The organism is Streptomyces sp. NPDC001796 (assembly GCF_042892355.1).
Classification (GTDB): Bacteria; Actinomycetota; Actinomycetes; order Streptomycetales; family Streptomycetaceae; genus Streptomyces.
The window spans coordinates 332,959-347,574 of the sequence record NZ_JBIAUC010000006.1; the positions used below are offsets into that span (position 1 = coordinate 332,959).

13 protein-coding genes are annotated in these 14,616 nt (G+C 69.7%); 1 reads left to right on the forward strand and 12 read right to left on the reverse strand.

The window, feature by feature from the left end; genetic code table 11:
• Positions 1-11 precede the first annotated feature (11 nt).
• From nuoK to ACFYZE_RS15740, 11 genes are read right to left on the reverse strand one after another with little or no spacing between them, the layout of a single operon-like run.
• Positions 12-311, reverse strand: a complete 300-nt coding sequence (nuoK, locus tag ACFYZE_RS15690) for an NADH-quinone oxidoreductase subunit NuoK (RefSeq protein WP_023547474.1) — start codon at positions 309-311, stop codon at positions 12-14.
• Entirely contained in the window at positions 308-1,147 is an 840-nt protein-coding gene (locus tag ACFYZE_RS15695) for an NADH-quinone oxidoreductase subunit J (protein WP_388993166.1), read from the reverse strand. Before ACFYZE_RS15695 ends, nuoK begins: the two co-directional genes overlap by 4 nt.
• Positions 1,144-1,785, reverse strand: a complete 642-nt coding sequence (gene nuoI / locus ACFYZE_RS15700; protein ID WP_388993169.1) for an NADH-quinone oxidoreductase subunit NuoI — start codon at positions 1,783-1,785, stop codon at positions 1,144-1,146. Before nuoI ends, ACFYZE_RS15695 begins: the two co-directional genes overlap by 4 nt.
• A complete protein-coding gene (gene nuoH, locus ACFYZE_RS15705) occupies positions 1,778-3,142 on the reverse strand; it encodes an NADH-quinone oxidoreductase subunit NuoH (RefSeq protein ID WP_388993172.1) in 1,365 nt (454 codons plus the stop codon). The genes nuoI and nuoH overlap by 8 nt, the downstream gene beginning before the upstream one ends.
• Positions 3,139-5,643 carry an NADH-quinone oxidoreductase subunit G gene (locus ACFYZE_RS15710; RefSeq protein WP_388993175.1) on the reverse strand — a complete coding sequence of 835 codons (2,505 nt, stop codon included), beginning with the start codon at positions 5,641-5,643 and terminating at the stop codon, positions 3,139-3,141. The genes nuoH and ACFYZE_RS15710 overlap by 4 nt, the downstream gene beginning before the upstream one ends.
• Positions 5,640-7,016 (reverse strand): NADH-quinone oxidoreductase subunit NuoF, encoded by a 1,377-nt coding sequence (gene nuoF / locus ACFYZE_RS15715; RefSeq protein WP_388993178.1) that lies wholly within the window; start codon positions 7,014-7,016, stop codon positions 5,640-5,642. The genes ACFYZE_RS15710 and nuoF overlap by 4 nt, the downstream gene beginning before the upstream one ends.
• The gene (gene nuoE / locus ACFYZE_RS15720) at positions 7,016-7,891 is read right to left on the reverse strand and encodes an NADH-quinone oxidoreductase subunit NuoE (RefSeq protein ID WP_388993181.1); all 876 of its coding nucleotides are present in this window, start codon (positions 7,889-7,891) and stop codon (positions 7,016-7,018) included. The genes nuoF and nuoE overlap by 1 nt, the downstream gene beginning before the upstream one ends.
• Positions 7,888-9,213, reverse strand: coding sequence for an NADH-quinone oxidoreductase subunit D (locus ACFYZE_RS15725; RefSeq protein ID WP_388993184.1), 1,326 nt, complete (start codon positions 9,211-9,213; stop codon positions 7,888-7,890). Before ACFYZE_RS15725 ends, nuoE begins: the two co-directional genes overlap by 4 nt.
• Entirely contained in the window at positions 9,210-9,974 is a 765-nt protein-coding gene (locus ACFYZE_RS15730) for an NADH-quinone oxidoreductase subunit C (RefSeq protein ID WP_388993187.1), read from the reverse strand. The genes ACFYZE_RS15725 and ACFYZE_RS15730 overlap by 4 nt, the downstream gene beginning before the upstream one ends.
• A complete protein-coding gene (locus ACFYZE_RS15735; protein WP_007383964.1) occupies positions 9,971-10,525 on the reverse strand; it encodes an NADH-quinone oxidoreductase subunit B family protein in 555 nt (184 codons plus the stop codon). The genes ACFYZE_RS15730 and ACFYZE_RS15735 overlap by 4 nt, the downstream gene beginning before the upstream one ends.
• Before the next feature lie 13 nt (positions 10,526-10,538).
• Positions 10,539-10,898 carry an NADH-quinone oxidoreductase subunit A gene (locus tag ACFYZE_RS15740; RefSeq protein ID WP_359887413.1) on the reverse strand — a complete coding sequence of 120 codons (360 nt, stop codon included), beginning with the start codon at positions 10,896-10,898 and terminating at the stop codon, positions 10,539-10,541.
• Positions 10,899-11,703: 805 nt separating this feature from the next.
• Here ACFYZE_RS15740 and ACFYZE_RS15745 point away from each other — a divergent pair.
• Complete coding sequence (locus ACFYZE_RS15745) at positions 11,704-12,510, forward strand: C40 family peptidase (RefSeq protein ID WP_388993190.1); 807 nt, start codon at positions 11,704-11,706, stop codon at positions 12,508-12,510.
• 87 nt (positions 12,511-12,597) lie between these two features.
• Here the strand turns inward: ACFYZE_RS15745 and ACFYZE_RS15750 are convergent, their stop codons facing one another.
• Complete coding sequence (locus ACFYZE_RS15750) at positions 12,598-14,418, reverse strand: FAD-dependent oxidoreductase (protein ID WP_388993193.1); 1,821 nt, start codon at positions 14,416-14,418, stop codon at positions 12,598-12,600.
• Between the last annotated feature and the right edge of the window lie 198 nt (positions 14,419-14,616).

Genomic DNA, 14,616 nt, shown 5'->3' on the forward strand with positions numbered 1-14,616 from the left:
CTCCCGACCCCTTACAGCTTCATCAGGCTGGCGTCGTCGACCGAGGCCGAATGGCGGGTACGGAACAGCGACACGATGATCGCGAGCCCGACGACGACCTCCGCGGCGGCGACGACCATCGTGAAGAAGGCGATGATCTGGCCGTCGAGGTTGCCGTGCATCCGGGAGAAGGTGACGAACGCGAGGTTGCACGCGTTGAGCATCAGCTCGATGCACATGAACACCACGATCGCGTTGCGCCGGATCAGTACGCCGGTGGCACCGATCGTGAACAGCAGGGCCGCGAGATACAGGTAGTTGACCGGGTTCACTTCGACGCCTCCTCGGTCCTCTTGAGCGCCGGCCGCTTCTCCTCGGTGCGCTCAAGGCGCTCGGCGGCGTGCTGCTCCAGCGCCTTGAGATCGCTGATCGCCTCGTCGGACACGTCGCGGATCTGGCCGCGGGCGCGCAGCGTCTTGTTGACGGTCAGCTCGGACGGGGTGCCGTCCGGCAGGAGGCCCGCGATGTCCACCGCGTTGTGCCGGGCGTAGACGCCGGGGGCCGGCAGCGGCGGAACGTGCTTGCCCTCCCGCACGCGCTGCTCGGAGAGTTCGCGCTGGGTGCGGGCGCGCTCGGTGCGCTCGCGGTGGGTGAGCACCATGGCGCCGACGGCGGCCGTGATGAGCAGGGCACCGGTGATTTCGAAGGCGAACACGTACTTGGTGAAGATGAGGGCCGCCAGACCCTCCACATTGCCGCCCGCGTTGGCCTTGCCGGTTCCGGCGAAGTCCTTCAGGGACGCGTTGGCGATGCCCGCGAACAGCAGGATGCCGAAGCCGAGCCCGCACAGGAGGGCCAGCCAGCGCTGCCCCTTGATGGTCTCCTTCAGGGAGTCCGCCGCGGTGACGCCCACGAGCATCACCACGAACAGGAACAGCATCATGATCGCGCCCGTGTAGACGACGATCTGCACGATCCCCAGGAAATAGGCGCCGTTGGCGAGGTAGAACACCGCCAGGACGATCATGGTGCCCGCGAGGCTCAGCGCGCTGTGCACGGCCTTCTTCATGAAGACGGTGCCGAGGGCGCCGAGCACCGCGACGGTGCCGAGGACCCAGAACTGGAAGGCCTCTCCGGTGGAGGTGGAGTAGGCCGCGAGATCAGTCATCCGCCGATCACCTTCTTCGACGCCGGCTCACCCTCGCCGAAGGTGGAGGCGGCCTCCTGCGGTACCTCGCCCTTCGAGACGGCGACCTGGCGCACCGTGCCGGGCGCGGCCTCCGTCACCAGGCCCCGGTAGTAGTCCTGCTCGTCCGTCCCCGGGTAGATGGCGTGGGGCGTGTCGACCATGCCCTCTTCGAGGCCGGCGAGCAGTTGCTCCTTGGTGTAGATGAGGTTGGCGCGGCTGGAGTCGGCCAACTCGAACTCGTTGGTCATCGTCAGCGCACGCGTGGGGCACGCCTCGATGCACAGGCCGCACAGGATGCAGCGGGCGTAGTTGATCTGGTAGACCCGCCCGTACCGCTCGCCCGGCGAGTAGCGCTCCTCGTCCGTGTTGTCCGCGCCCTCGACGTAGATCGCGTCGGCGGGGCACGCCCAGGCGCACAGTTCGCAGCCGACGCACTTCTCCAGGCCGTCCGGATGGCGGTTGAGCTGGTGCCGGCCGTGGAACCGCGGAGCCGTGGTCTTCTTCTGCTCCGGGTACTGCTCGGTGAGCCGCTTCTTGAACATGGCCTTGAAGGTCACGCCGAAGCCGGCCACCGGGTTCTGGAAACCCGGCTTGGTGTCCTTGGGCTCGTCAGCCATCGGACGCCTCCTTTCCATCCGAAGATCCGTCACTCACAGTGTCCGCCCCACCACTGACAATCAGCTCCCGCTCCCGGCGCGGGCGGCGCCTCGGCACCGGCGGCAGCGTCTGTCCCGGCAGCGGCGGCACGGGGAATCCCCCGGCCATCGGGTCGAAGGCGGCGGGTTCCTCGGCGGGCCGTTCGGCCTCCTTGGCCTTCGCGCGGAACATGTCGATGACGAACGACACCAGGAGCAGTGCGAGGACTCCGCCCGCGACGTACAGCGCGATGTCGGCGAAACCGTAGTTCTCGTTGCGAAGCGCCCGTACGGTCGCGACCAGCATCAGCCAGACCACGGAGACCGGGATGAGGACCTTCCAGCCGAGCTTCATCAGCTGGTCGTAGCGGACGCGCGGGAGCGTGCCGCGCAGCCAGATGAAGAAGAACAGCAGCAGCTGGACCTTGATGACGAACCAGAGCAGCGGCCACCAGCCGTGGTTCGCGCCCTCCCAGACCGTGCTGATCGGCCAAGGGGCACGCCAGCCGCCCAGGAAGAGCGTGGTGGACACGGCCGAGACCGTCACCATGTTGACGTACTCGGCGAGCATGAACATCGCGAACTTGATCGACGAGTACTCGGTGTTGAAGCCGCCGACCAGGTCGCCCTCGGACTCCGGCATGTCGAAGGGGGCGCGGTTGGTCTCGCCGACCATCGTGACGATGTAGATGATGAAGGACACCGGCAGCAGCAGGATGTACCAGCGGTCGTGCTGCGCCTCGACGATCCTCGACGTCGACATCGACCCGGAGTAGAGGAACACGGAGGCGAAGGCGGCGCCCATGGCGATCTCGTACGAGATCATCTGCGCGCAGGAGCGCAGGCCGCCGAGGAGCGGGTAGGTGGAGCCGGAGCTCCAGCCCGCCAGCACGATGCCGTAGATGCCGACCGAGGCGACCGCGAGGATGTAGAGCATCGCGATCGGCAGGTCGGTGAGCTGCATCGTGGTGCGGTGCCCGAAGATCGAGATCTCGTTGCCGGAGGGCCCGAAGGGGATCACCGCGATCGCCATGAAGGCCGGGATGGCCGCGACGATCGGCGCGAGGATGTAGACCACCTTGTCCGCGCGCTTGACGATCAGGTCTTCCTTCAGCATCAGCTTCACGCCGTCGGCGAGCGACTGGAGCATGCCCCAGGGGCCGTGCCGGTTGGGGCCGATGCGCAGCTGCATCCAGGCGACGACCTTGCGCTCCCAGACGATGGAGAACAGCACGGTCACCATCAGGAAGGCGAAGCAGAACACCGCCTTGACGACGACCAGCCACCAGGGGTCGTGGCCGAACATCGAGAGGTCTTCAGCGGCGAGGTACGGGCTCATGCCTCCACCTCCTTGGGGGCTTCGGCGGCGGGCGTCGCCGGGCCGATGCGGACGAGGGTGCCGGGCTGTGCCCCGGTGTCGGAGGGGACGCCGCCGCCCGTGGAGTTCATCGGGAGCCAGACCACTCGGTCCGGCATCTCGGTGATCTGCAGCGGGAGTTCGACGGTTCCGGACGGGCCGCGCACGGCCAGCAGGTCGCCGTCCTCGACGCCCGCCTCGGCGGCGGTGGCGGCGGACACCCGCGCGCGTGCCGCGTGCCGGGTGCCGGCGAGCGCCTCGTCGCCGTCCTGGAGGCGGCCCTGGTCCAGCAGCAGCCGGTGGCCGGCGAGCACGGCCTCCCCGGCGGCCGGGCGGGCCAGCTGTCCGCCGATCTCCAGGGGGTTGGCGGCCCGCGGACCGTCCCAGGCGCCGAGGCGGTCCAGCTCCACGCGGATCGTGCGCAGATCGGGCAGCCCCAGGTGCACGTCCATCGCGTCGGCGAGCATCTGCAGCACGCGTGCGTCGGTCGGCATCAGCGGGCGGGTCATCTGGTCGGGCTTGAGCGCGGCCTCGAAGAAGCGGGCCCTGCCCTCCCAGTTGAGGAAGGTGCCGGCCTTCTCGGCGGCCGCCGCGACCGGCAGCACCACGTCCGCGCGCTCGGTGACCTCACTGGGCCGCAGTTCCAGGGACACCAGGAAGTCCACCTCGGACAGCGCTTCACGCGCGCGTGCCGGATCCGGCAGGTCGGCGACCTCGACGCCGGCCACGACCAGGGCGCGCAGTTCGCCGGTGGCCGCGGCCTCGACGATCTGGCCCGTGTCCCGGCCGTAGCGGTGCGGGAGCTCGGCGAGGCCCCAGGCGGCGGCGACCTCCTCCCGCGCGCGCGGGTCGGTGGCCGGACGCCCGCCCGGCAGCAGCGAGGGCAGCGCGCCCACCTCGACCGCGCCCCGTTCTCCGGCCCGGCGCGGGATCCACACCAGCCGGGCGCCGGTGGCGGCCGCGGTGCGGACGGCGGCGGTGAGGCCGCCGGCCACGGCGGCGAGGCGTTCACCGACGACGATCACAGCGCCCTCGGTGCGAAGTGCCTCCGCGGCACGTACGCCGTCCTCCTCCAGGCCGACCCGTCCGGCCAGCGCGTCCAGCCACTCGGTCTCGGTCCCGGGCGCGGCGGGCAGCAGCGTGCCGCCGGCCTTCTCCAGGCCCCGGGTGGCGTGCGTGGCGAGAGCGAACACCTGCTGGCCGTGCCCCCGCCAGGCCTTGCGCAGCCGCAGGAAGACCCCGGGCGTCTCCTCCTCGGACTCGAACCCGACGAGCAGGACCGCGGGCGCCTTCTCCAGGGAGGTGTACGTGACGCCGCTGCCGTCGAGGTCGCGGCCGCGTCCGGCGATCCGGGCGGCCAGGAAGTCGGCCTCCTCGCCGCTGAGCACGCGCGCGCGGAAGTCGATGTCGTTCGTGTCGAGCGCCACGCGCGCGAACTTGCTGTACGCGTAGGCGTCCTCCACGGTGAGCCTGCCACCGGTGAGCACCCCGGCCCGGCCCCGCGCGGCGAGCAGCCCCCGGGCGGCGATGTCGAGCGCCTCGGGCCAGGACGCGGGCTCCAGCTCACCGCTCTCGCGCCGCACCAGCGGCACATCGAGCCGGTCCTTCGTCTGCGCGTACCGGAACGCGAACCGCCCCTTGTCGCAGATCCACTCCTCGTTGACCTCGGGGTCGTAGGCGGCCAGTCGCCGCATGACCTTGCCGCGCCGGTGGTCGGTACGCGTCGCGCAACCGCCGGAGCAGTGCTCGCAGACCGAGGGGGACGAGACGAGGTCGAAGGGGCGGGAGCGGAAGCGGTACGCCGCCGAGGTCAGCGCGCCGACCGGGCAGATCTGGATGGTGTTCCCGGAGAAGTACGACTCGAAGGGGTCGCCCTCTCCGGTGCCGACCTGCTGCAGTGCGCCCCGCTCCAGCAGTTCGATCATCGGGTCGCCCGCGATCTGGTTGGAGAACCGGGTGCAGCGGGCGCACAGCACGCACCGCTCGCGGTCCAGCAGCACCTGCGTGGAGATCGGGACCGGCTTCTCGTACGTCCGCTTCTTCCCGTCGAAGCGGGACTCGGCGTTGCCGTGCGACACCGCCTGGTTCTGCAGCGGGCACTCTCCGCCCTTGTCGCAGACGGGGCAGTCCAGCGGGTGGTTGATGAGCAGGAGCTCCATCACACCCTTCTGGGCCTTCTCGGCGACGGGCGAGGTGAGGTGCGTCTTCACGACCATCCCGTCCGTGCACGTGATCGTGCAGGACGCCATGGGCTTGCGCTGGCCCTCGACCTCGACGATGCACTGGCGGCAGGCTCCGGCCGGGTCGAGCAGGGGGTGGTCGCAGAAGCGGGGGATCTCGATGCCGAGCTGTTCGGCGGCGCGGATGACCAGGGTGCCCTTGGGCACGCTGATCTCGACGCCGTCGATCGTCAGCGTGACGAGGTCCTCCGGCGGGACCGCCGCCTCTCCCCCACCTGAGGGAGCGCTGGTGGTCACGGTCATGCGTTCACCTCCGCGGGCTTGTCCGCCCAGGCCGTGGACTTGGCCGGGTCGAAGGGGCAGCCCCGGCCCGTGATGTGGTCCTCGTACTCCTCGCGGAAGTACTTGAGGGAGGAGAAGATCGGCGAGGCCGCGCCGTCGCCGAGGGCGCAGAAGGACTTGCCGTTGATGTTGTCGGCGATGTCGGCGAGCTTGTCGAGGTCGGACATCACGCCCTTGCCCGCCTCGATGTCCCGCAGCAGCTGCACGAGCCAGTACGTGCCTTCGCGGCAGGGCGTGCACTTGCCGCAGGACTCGTGGGCGTAGAACTCGGTCCAGCGGGTGACGGCCCGCACCACGCAGGTCGTCTCGTCGAAGCACTGCAGGGCCTTGGTGCCGAGCATGGACCCGGCGGCGCCCACGCCCTCGTAGTCCAGCGCGACGTCGAGGTGCTCCTCGGTGAACATCGGGGTGGAGGAGCCGCCCGGCGTCCAGAACTTCAGCCGGTGGCCGGGCCGCATGCCGCCGCTCATGTCGAGGAGCTGGCGCAGCGTGATGCCGAGCGGGGCCTCGTACTGGCCGGGGTTGGCCACATGGCCGCTGAGCGAGTACAGCGTGAAGCCGGGCGACTTGTCGCTGCCCATCGACCGGAACCATTCCTTGCCCCGGTTCAGGATCGCGGGAACCGACGCGATCGACTCGACGTTGTTCACGACAGTCGGGCACGCGTAGAGGCCCGCGACCGCAGGGAAGGGGGGACGGAGCCGCGGTTGGCCACGGCGGCCTTCGAGCGAGTCGAGCAGTGCGGTCTCCTCACCGCAGATGTACGCGCCCGCGCCCGCGTGCACGGTGACGTCGAGATCGAGCCCGCTGCCCAGGATGTTCTCGCCGAGGTAGCCGGCCTCGTAGGCCTCGCGCACCGCCGAGTGCAGCCGCCGCAGCACGGGGACGACTTCACCACGCAGATAGATGAAGGCATGCGACGACCTGATGGCGTAACACGCGATGACGATGCCCTCGATGAGGCTGTGCGGGTTCGCGAAGAGGAGCGGGATGTCCTTGCAGGTTCCGGGCTCCGATTCGTCGGCGTTGACAACCAGATAGTGAGGCTTGCCGTCACCCTGCGGAATGAACTGCCACTTCATTCCCGTGGGGAATCCCGCGCCGCCGCGCCCGCGCAGTCCGGAGTCCTTCACGTACGCGATCACGTCGTCGGGCGACATGGCGAGCGCCTTGCGGAGCCCCTCGTAGCCGTCGTGCCTGCGGTAGACGTCCAGCGTCCAGGACCTCTCCTCGTCCCAGAGGGCCGACAGCACGGGCACGAGCAGCTTCTCGGGGCTGGTCTCTCCCCCAGCCTCCGGCTGGGAGGTGCCCCCATATTGAGCGGACAAGGTCATCACTGCCCTCCCTCGTCGGCTACGGGCCCGGCCGGGTGGGCCGGGTCGGAGGCCGATGTGTCCTGCGGCGCGTCGTGCGAGCTGAGGTGCTCGGCCGGCGACGGCTGGTGCACGGCCGTGTCCCCGGCCTCGTCGTGCGGCCCGCCGTCCCGCGGGTGCACCACGCGCGCGGCGGGGGACTCCCCCTTGGCCAGCCGCAGCCCGACCAGGGAGGCCGGACCCGCGCTGCCGGTCGCCTCGACGGCCCCGTCCCGTTCGTCGGGGAAGCCGGCCAGCATCCGGGCGGTCTCCTTGAAGGTGCACAGGGGGGCACCGCGGGTGGGCGCGACCTGCCGTCCCGCGCGCAGGTCGTCGACAAGGCGCCTGGCCGTCTCGGGGGTCTGGTTGTCGAAGAACTCCCAGTTGACCATCACGACCGGCGCGAAGTCGCAGGCCGCGTTGCACTCGATGTGCTCCAGGGTGACCTTGCCGTCATCGGTGGTCTCACCGTTGCCGACGCCGAGGTGCTCCTGGAGGGCCTCGAAGATGGCGTCGCCGCCCATGACGGCGCACAGGGTGTTGGTGCAGACGCCCACCTGGTAGTCACCGGAGGGCCTCCGCCGGTACATGGTGTAGAAGGTGGCGACCGCGGTGACCTCGGCCGTGGTCAGGCCCAGCACCTCGGCGCAGAACCGCATCCCGGTGCGCGTGACATGGCCCTCCTCCGACTGCACCAGGTGCAGCAGCGGCAGGAGGGCGGACCGGGAGTCCGGGTAGCGGGCGATGATCTCGTGCGCGTCCCGCTCCAGCCGGGCCCGCACGTCGTCCGGGTAGTCGGGCGCGGGCAGTTCGGGCATGCCCAGGCTGACGCCCCGCTCCGAAGAAGAGGTGGTCACCGGTCGACGCCTCCCATCACGGGGTCGATGGACGCGACGGCGACGATGACGTCGGCGACCTGGCCGCCCTCGCACATCGCCGCCATGGCCTGCAGGTTGGTGAAGGACGGGTCGCGGAAGTGGACCCGGTAGGGGCGGGTGCCGCCGTCGGAGACGACGTGCACGCCGAGCTCGCCCTTGGGCGACTCGACCGCCGCGTACGCCTGTCCCGGCGGGACGCGGAAGCCCTCGGTCACCAGCTTGAAGTGGTGGATCAGGGCCTCCATGGAGGTGCCCATGATCTTCTTGATGTGGTCCAGGGAGTTGCCGAGCCCGTCCGGTCCCAGGGCGAGCTGGGCGGGCCAGGCGATCTTCTTGTCGGCGACCATGACCGGGCCGGGCTGCAGCCGGTCCAGGCACTGCTCGATGATCCTGACCGACTGGCGCATCTCCTCCAGGCGGATGAGGAAGCGCCCGTAGGCGTCGCAGGTGTCGGCGGTGGGGACGTCGAAGTCGTAGGTCTCGTAGCCGCAGTAGGGCTGTGTCTTGCGCAGGTCGTGCGGCAGGCCGGCGGAGCGCAGGATCGGCCCGGTGGCGCCGAGGGCCATGCAGCCCGCGAGGTCCAGGTAGCCGATGTCCTGCATGCGGGCCTTGAAGATGGGGTTCCCGGTGGCGAGCTTGTCGTACTCCGGGAGGTTCTTCTTCATCTTCTTCACGAACTCGCGGATCTGGTCCACCGCGCCCGGCGGGAGGTCCTGGGCGAGTCCGCCGGGGCGGACGTAGGCGTGGTTCATCCGCAGGCCGGTGATCAGCTCGTAGATGTCGAGGATCATCTCCCGGTCGCGGAAGCCGTAGATCATGATCGTGGTGGCGCCGAGTTCCATGCCGCCGGTGGCGATGCACACCAGGTGGGAGGAGAGCCGGTTCAGCTCCATCAGGAGCACCCGGATGACCGAGGCGCGGTCCGGGACCTGGTCCTCGAGGCCGAGGAGCCTCTCCACGGCGAGGCAGTACGCCGTCTCGTTGAAGAACGGCGTCAGGTAGTCCATGCGCGTCACGAACGTGGTGCCCTGCGTCCACGTGCGGTACTCGAGGTTCTTCTCGATGCCGGTGTGCAGGTAGCCGATGCCGCAGCGGGCCTCGGTGACCGTCTCGCCCTCGATCTCCAGGATGAGCCTGAGCACGCCGTGCGTGGACGGGTGCTGTGGGCCCATGTTGACGATCAGGCGCTCGTCGTCGGCACGGGACACGGACTCGACGACTTCGTCCCAGTCACCGCCGGTCACTGTGTAGACGGTGCCCTCGGTGGTCTCGCGTGCGGAGGACGGGGTGTGCGTGCTCATGAGTACGACCTCCGCTGGTCCGGAGCCGGGATCTGGGCGCCCTTGTACTCGACGGGGATGCCGCCGAGGGGGTAGTCCTTGCGCTGCGGATGGCCCTGCCAGTCGTCCGGCATCATGATCCGCGTCAGCGCCGGGTGGCCGTCGAAGACCAGGCCGAAGAAGTCGTACGTCTCGCGCTCGTGCCAGTCGTTCGTGGGATACACGGACACGAGCGAGGGGACGTGCGGGTCGGCGTCGGGAGCGCTGACCTCCAGGCGGATCAGCCGGTTGTGGGTGATCGAGCGCAGGTGGTAGACGGCGTGCAGCTCGCGCCCCTTGTCGCCGGGGTAGTGCACTCCGCTCACGCCCGTGCACAGCTCGAAGCGGAGCGCCGGGTCGTCGCGCAGGGTCTGGGCGACGGCGACCAGGTACTCGCGTTCGATGTGGAACGTCAGCTCGCCCCGGTCGACGACGGTCTTCTCGATGGCGTTCTCGGGGACGAGGCCCTGCTCCTCCAGGGCGCCCTCGAGTTCGTCGGCGACCTCGTCGAACCAGCCCCCGTAGGGGCGGGTGGCCGCGCCCGGGAGGCGGATGGAGCGGACCAGGCCGCCGTAGCCGGAGGTGTCGCCGCCGTTGTTCGCACCGAACATGCCGCGCTGGACGCGGATCTCCTCGCCGCCCTCCCCGCGCCGGCCGGGGAGGTTGGCGGCACCGAGGTCCTTCTCGGGGTTCACCCCGTTCGCGGAGCCGTTCGCCGCGTGGGTGCCGTTCGCGTCGCTCATCGCAGCAGCCCCTTCATCTCGATGGTCGGCAGGGCCTTGAGCGCCGCTTCCTCCGCCTCACGGGCCGCCTCCTCGGCGTTCACGCCGAGCTTGGAGGACTGGATCTTCTGGTGCAGCTTGAGGATCGCGTCCATCAGCATCTCGGGCCGTGGCGGGCAGCCGGGCAGATAGATGTCGACGGGGACGATGTGGTCGACGCCCTGGACGATCGCGTAGTTGTTGAACATGCCGCCCGAGGAAGCGCACACGCCCATCGAGATCACCCACTTGGGGTTCGGCATCTGGTCGTAGACCTGCCTGAGGACCGGCGCCATCTTCTGGCTGACCCGGCCCGCGACGATCATCAGGTCCGCCTGACGGGGCGAGCCGCGGAAGACCTCCATGCCGAAGCGCGCCAGGTCGTAGCGGCCGGCGCCGGTGGTCATCATCTCGATGGCACAGCAGGCGAGGCCGAAGGTGGCGGGGAAGACCGACGCCTTGCGCACCCAGCCCGCGGCCTGCTCGACGGTGGTCAGAAGGAAACCGCTCGGCAGCTTTTCTTCGAGTCCCATGACGTAAGGCCCCTCAGTCCCATTCCAGGCCGCCGCGCCGCCATACGTACGCGTACGCGACGAAGACGGTGAGCACGAAGAGCAGCATCTCCACGAGCCCGAAGATCCCCAGGGCGTCGAAGGTGACGGCCCAGGGGTAGAGGAAGACGATCTCGATGTCGAAGACGATGAAGAGCATCGCCGTCAGGTAGTACTTGATCGGGAAGCGCCCGCCGCCGACCGGCGTGGGGGTCGGCTCGATACCGCACTCGTAGGCCTCGAGCTTGGCGCGGTTGTACCGCTTCGGACCGATCAGCGTGGCCATGACCACGGAGAAGATCGCAAAGCCTGCCCCGAGGGCTCCCAGTACGAGGATGGGCGCATACGCGTTCACCGCTCCTCGCTCCTCTCAGTCGGCACTGACTGCTGGCGGTTGCGCTGGGCTCACATCCGCCCCACATGTCCCGAAAGCCCCGCTCGCCCCAGCGAAGATCACGGACATGTGAAGCAGGTCACAAGCCCAACTGCCGTGCATCTTATGCCCGCGGGTGTGTGATCTGCGACACGGGGGTCAGCACGTACTTTGTGATCTCCACCACCAGGCGAAGGATCATGAAGTCGGATGAGCGGTGATCTACGTACGCGAAGCAGTCGAGTGATCACCAAGAGGTGACATTTTCGTCCGTCTCCGCTGGTAGAGGCGGTCTTGCACTATCAAACGCCAAGCGTTCAAAGCAAATTGGCGCTGGGCCAGAACCCTTGGTAAAGGCACCCGTTCACACTTCAGAGGGAGGAGCGGGGGCGAATGTGGACGTGTGCACGCGTTCACGAGCAGAAGGGCGACTTCACGCACAGAGGTGCATGCATTCACAAGCGGCAGGGCAGGCGCACGGACCGAGGACCCCGCTGCGCGCGCGAGACGCCCCCGCGACGGTGACCGTTCCGTGACCTGCGCCACATCTGTGTGAGGGTTCAATAAAGCGGGCTTGGCCATCCGCCCCAACCAGTGGTAGGCCGGGAGCAATTCGGGACGTAACGACGAAAGCCCATGATCACAGGCCTGATCGCCACTGTCCGCTTTGCCCGTTACGGCGTCAATAAAGAATGACACGCCCGGGATTCAGGCCACCGATTGAACAACTGTGGCGCACCACACGTTTCTTGAAGGTATGGAGGAGTCCCTGGTACCGCTTGTCCCCATGTCCCACACCGCTCACATACGCAGCCACCGGAAGCCCCGCAACCGCAGCGCGTCGACCATCGCGATGCGGGCCGGAGTCGCCGGTGGTGTCCTCAGCACCCTGGCCGTGGCCGGAGCCTCGGCGGCATCGGCCGACGCGGCCGAGCCGGTGACCCAGACGCTCGAGCTGCCGACCCTGACGGCCGACGTGGCCACCCAGGTCGCACAGTCCGCGGCGGCCACCCAGCAGGCCGCGGCCAACTACCAGCTGCAGGTCGAGCGTGACGCGGCCGCTGCGAACGCCGCGAAGCAGGCCAAGGCGGACCTCGCGGAGGCCAAGAAGAAGGAGGCCGAGGCCAAGCGGAAGGCCGAGGCGGAGCGCAAGCAGGCGGAGGCCGCCTCGCGCAGCGCGGAGCGCACCGTCCTCACCGCCGCATCGACCGGCGTCTCGACGGGTTCCTCCACGGCCACCGGTTCGGCCGCGGAGGTCGTCGCCTTCGTCAAGGCGCAGATCGGCAAGGCGTACGTGTCCGGCGCCACCGGTCCGTCGGCGTACGACTGCTCCGGACTGGTGCAGACGGCCTTCAAGCAGGTCGGGATCAACCTTCCGCGGGTCTCCCAGGACCAGTCGACGGCCGGCACCCAGGTCTCGCTGAGCAACCTCCAGCCGGGCGACATCCTCTACTGGGGCGGCGCGGGCAGCGCGTACCACGTGGCGGTGTACGTGGGCGACGGCATGTTCGTCGGCGCGCAGAACCCCTCCAGCGGCGTCGGGGAGCACCCGCTGTCCTACGACCCGCCGTCCGGCGCGGTCCGCGTGCTCTGACCGAGCTCTGGCAAGCGGTACGGGGATTGCGGGGCCGCCGCCCACTCGGGGCGGCGGCCCTCCCGGCTCGTCCCCGGCCGACTCCGCTCACCCCACGTCGAACGTGTTCGGCAGGCCGAGCCGGTAGCGCACCTCGTCGACCCGCTTGAGGGGCTCGAGCTCCGGCGGGCGGTACAGCTCCCAGATACGGCACCGCTCGGCGTCCGCGCCGTCCGCGCCGTCCGCGTCCAGCAGCGCGTTGACGGCCCTGCGCGCCGACTCGTTGGCGCCCTCCATCGTCGCCAGGTCCACATCCGTCCGGACGTAGTCGCCCGCGAGGAAGAAGTTCGGTACGGCGGTCCTCGCCGAGGGGCGGTTGTACAGCGTGCCCGTCGGATGGATGAGGAGCGGCTCGCGGTTCTGCGGGGCGGGGCCGCCGAGACCGGTCACCGCCGGGTCCATGAACCAGCCGAGGCGGTCCTCGTCCCTCAGCGTGGTCTTCCCGGAGTCGTTGAGTCCGTCCTTCAGCTGGGCCCACAGTTCTGCGACGATCTCCTCCTTGGTGCACTCTCGGGCCGTCTTGCCGTACAGGATGCCGGGCTTGTCCCACTCCGAGATGATCGCGGACAGGCAGTCCCGGGCCTGGCCGTCGCCGTAGTCCCGCGAGAAGTCCCGTACGTCCCAGAACTGCGCCTGCCCGACCCCGGTCACCGACCAGGGTGAGTCCAGGCAGTTGATGTGCCCGTGGACGACGGGCGTGGGCGTGCGCAGATAGAACTGCACCCCGGTCATCCAGTCCGTCCTGAGCGCGTCGCACCGGGCGAGCCGCGGGTCGGCGGCGCGCAGGGCGGCCCCCCAGGTGCGGCGGGCGTGCTCGACGGGCATCGCGGAGACGTAGTGGTCGGCGGTGACGGTGCGCTCCTCGCCGCCGTCGCGCGCGGCGACCCTCACCCCGGTGACCCGCCCACCCGTGTAACTCACCTCACGGACCTCGGTGCCGAGCACGAACTCGACGCCGAGGGAGCGCAGGTGCGCGGCCCAGGGGTCGATCCAGGCCTCGCTGGTCGGGGCGTTGAGGACGCGGTCGATGTCGGCGTCGCCGTCCAGGCCGCGGCCGAGCATGCCCCACAGGATGAGGGCCTCGATGATGACGCGGCCGACCGTGCGCGTGGACGCCACCTCCGCGCGCGTGGCGACGAGGTTGCGGGTCTGGCCGATGCCGAGGAGGGTCTGGTACTCCGCGCTCATCTCCCCGGCCCGGATGAACTGCCACCAGGACGTCTTCTCCCACTGGTCCTCGCGGCGGGCGTCGCAGCTGGTGAGGTGGACCAGGAGGCGGTCGGCGAAGTAGGCGGCCTCATGGGCGGGGAGGTGGGTGCCCAGGTCCAGCACGGACAGGATCTGGTCGCGGAGCCAGGACGGGGTGATGTCGCCGGGGGCCGGCGGGGTGGTGACCCGGCGCAGGGGGAAGTGCAGGTCGGGGCGGCCGGAACTGCGGGCGAACAACTCCTCGGTGCCACTGCGCAGGTTGTCGTGGACGCCGTTCGCATTGCCGGGGAAGGGGATGCGGCGCATGGTGTCCGGCAGGTTCCGGTAGAAACCGGGGAAGAAACGGAAACCGTGCTCGCCGGGCAGCGGTCTGCGGCCACCGCTCCCCGTACCGGGCACGTCCATGGAGCGCGCCTTGCCGCCGAGGACGTCGTAGTACTCGTAGACGGTGACGGCATAGCCGCGCTCGGCGAGTTCCTGGGCGGCGCTGAGGCCCGAGACACCGCCGCCGAGCACGGCGACGTGCTTGCGGGTGGCGGCACGGGCGCTGCCGCTCGGCCGTAAGGCGAGCGCGCTCGCCACTCCCCCGGCGCCCGCGAGGAACCGTCTGCGGGTGTGGCCGGTGTTCTCCTGCGGCTGCTGCGCGTGTTCTGTTGTCATGAGTCCCGGAGGGTACGGAGGGACTCCGGAGGCCGGAAGCCCGATTTCCCGCCGCCACAGCATCCTCACAACAAAGGGGACACACCGATACCCGGCGTTTTCGTCCAGGGCGGGCCCGTCGACCGCATCTCCGACCGGGACCGGAAGGGCGCGCTACGGCAGGTGGCGGCCCGGCGTGACGAGGTGCTCGCACGCCGG

Coding starts and splice junctions, on each gene's coding strand:
- ACFYZE_RS15695 (WP_388993166.1), bottom strand. CDS start 1,147: ATGACTGATCTCGCGGCCTACTCCACCTCCACCGGAGAGGCCTTCCAG.
- nuoI (WP_388993169.1), bottom strand. CDS start 1,785: ATGGCTGACGAGCCCAAGGACACCAAGCCGGGTTTCCAGAACCCGGTG.
- nuoH (WP_388993172.1), bottom strand. CDS start 3,142: ATGAGCCCGTACCTCGCCGCTGAAGACCTCTCGATGTTCGGCCACGAC.
- ACFYZE_RS15710 (WP_388993175.1), bottom strand. CDS start 5,643: ATGACCGTGACCACCAGCGCTCCCTCAGGTGGGGGAGAGGCGGCGGTC.
- nuoF (WP_388993178.1), bottom strand. CDS start 7,016: ATGACCTTGTCCGCTCAATATGGGGGCACCTCCCAGCCGGAGGCTGGG.
- ACFYZE_RS15725 (WP_388993184.1), bottom strand. CDS start 9,213: ATGAGCACGCACACCCCGTCCTCCGCACGCGAGACCACCGAGGGCACC.
- ACFYZE_RS15730 (WP_388993187.1), bottom strand. CDS start 9,974: ATGAGCGACGCGAACGGCACCCACGCGGCGAACGGCTCCGCGAACGGG.
- ACFYZE_RS15735 (WP_007383964.1), bottom strand. CDS start 10,525: ATGGGACTCGAAGAAAAGCTGCCGAGCGGTTTCCTTCTGACCACCGTC.
- ACFYZE_RS15745 (WP_388993190.1), top strand. CDS start 11,704: ATGTCCCACACCGCTCACATACGCAGCCACCGGAAGCCCCGCAACCGC.
- ACFYZE_RS15750 (WP_388993193.1), bottom strand. CDS start 14,418: ATGACAACAGAACACGCGCAGCAGCCGCAGGAGAACACCGGCCACACC.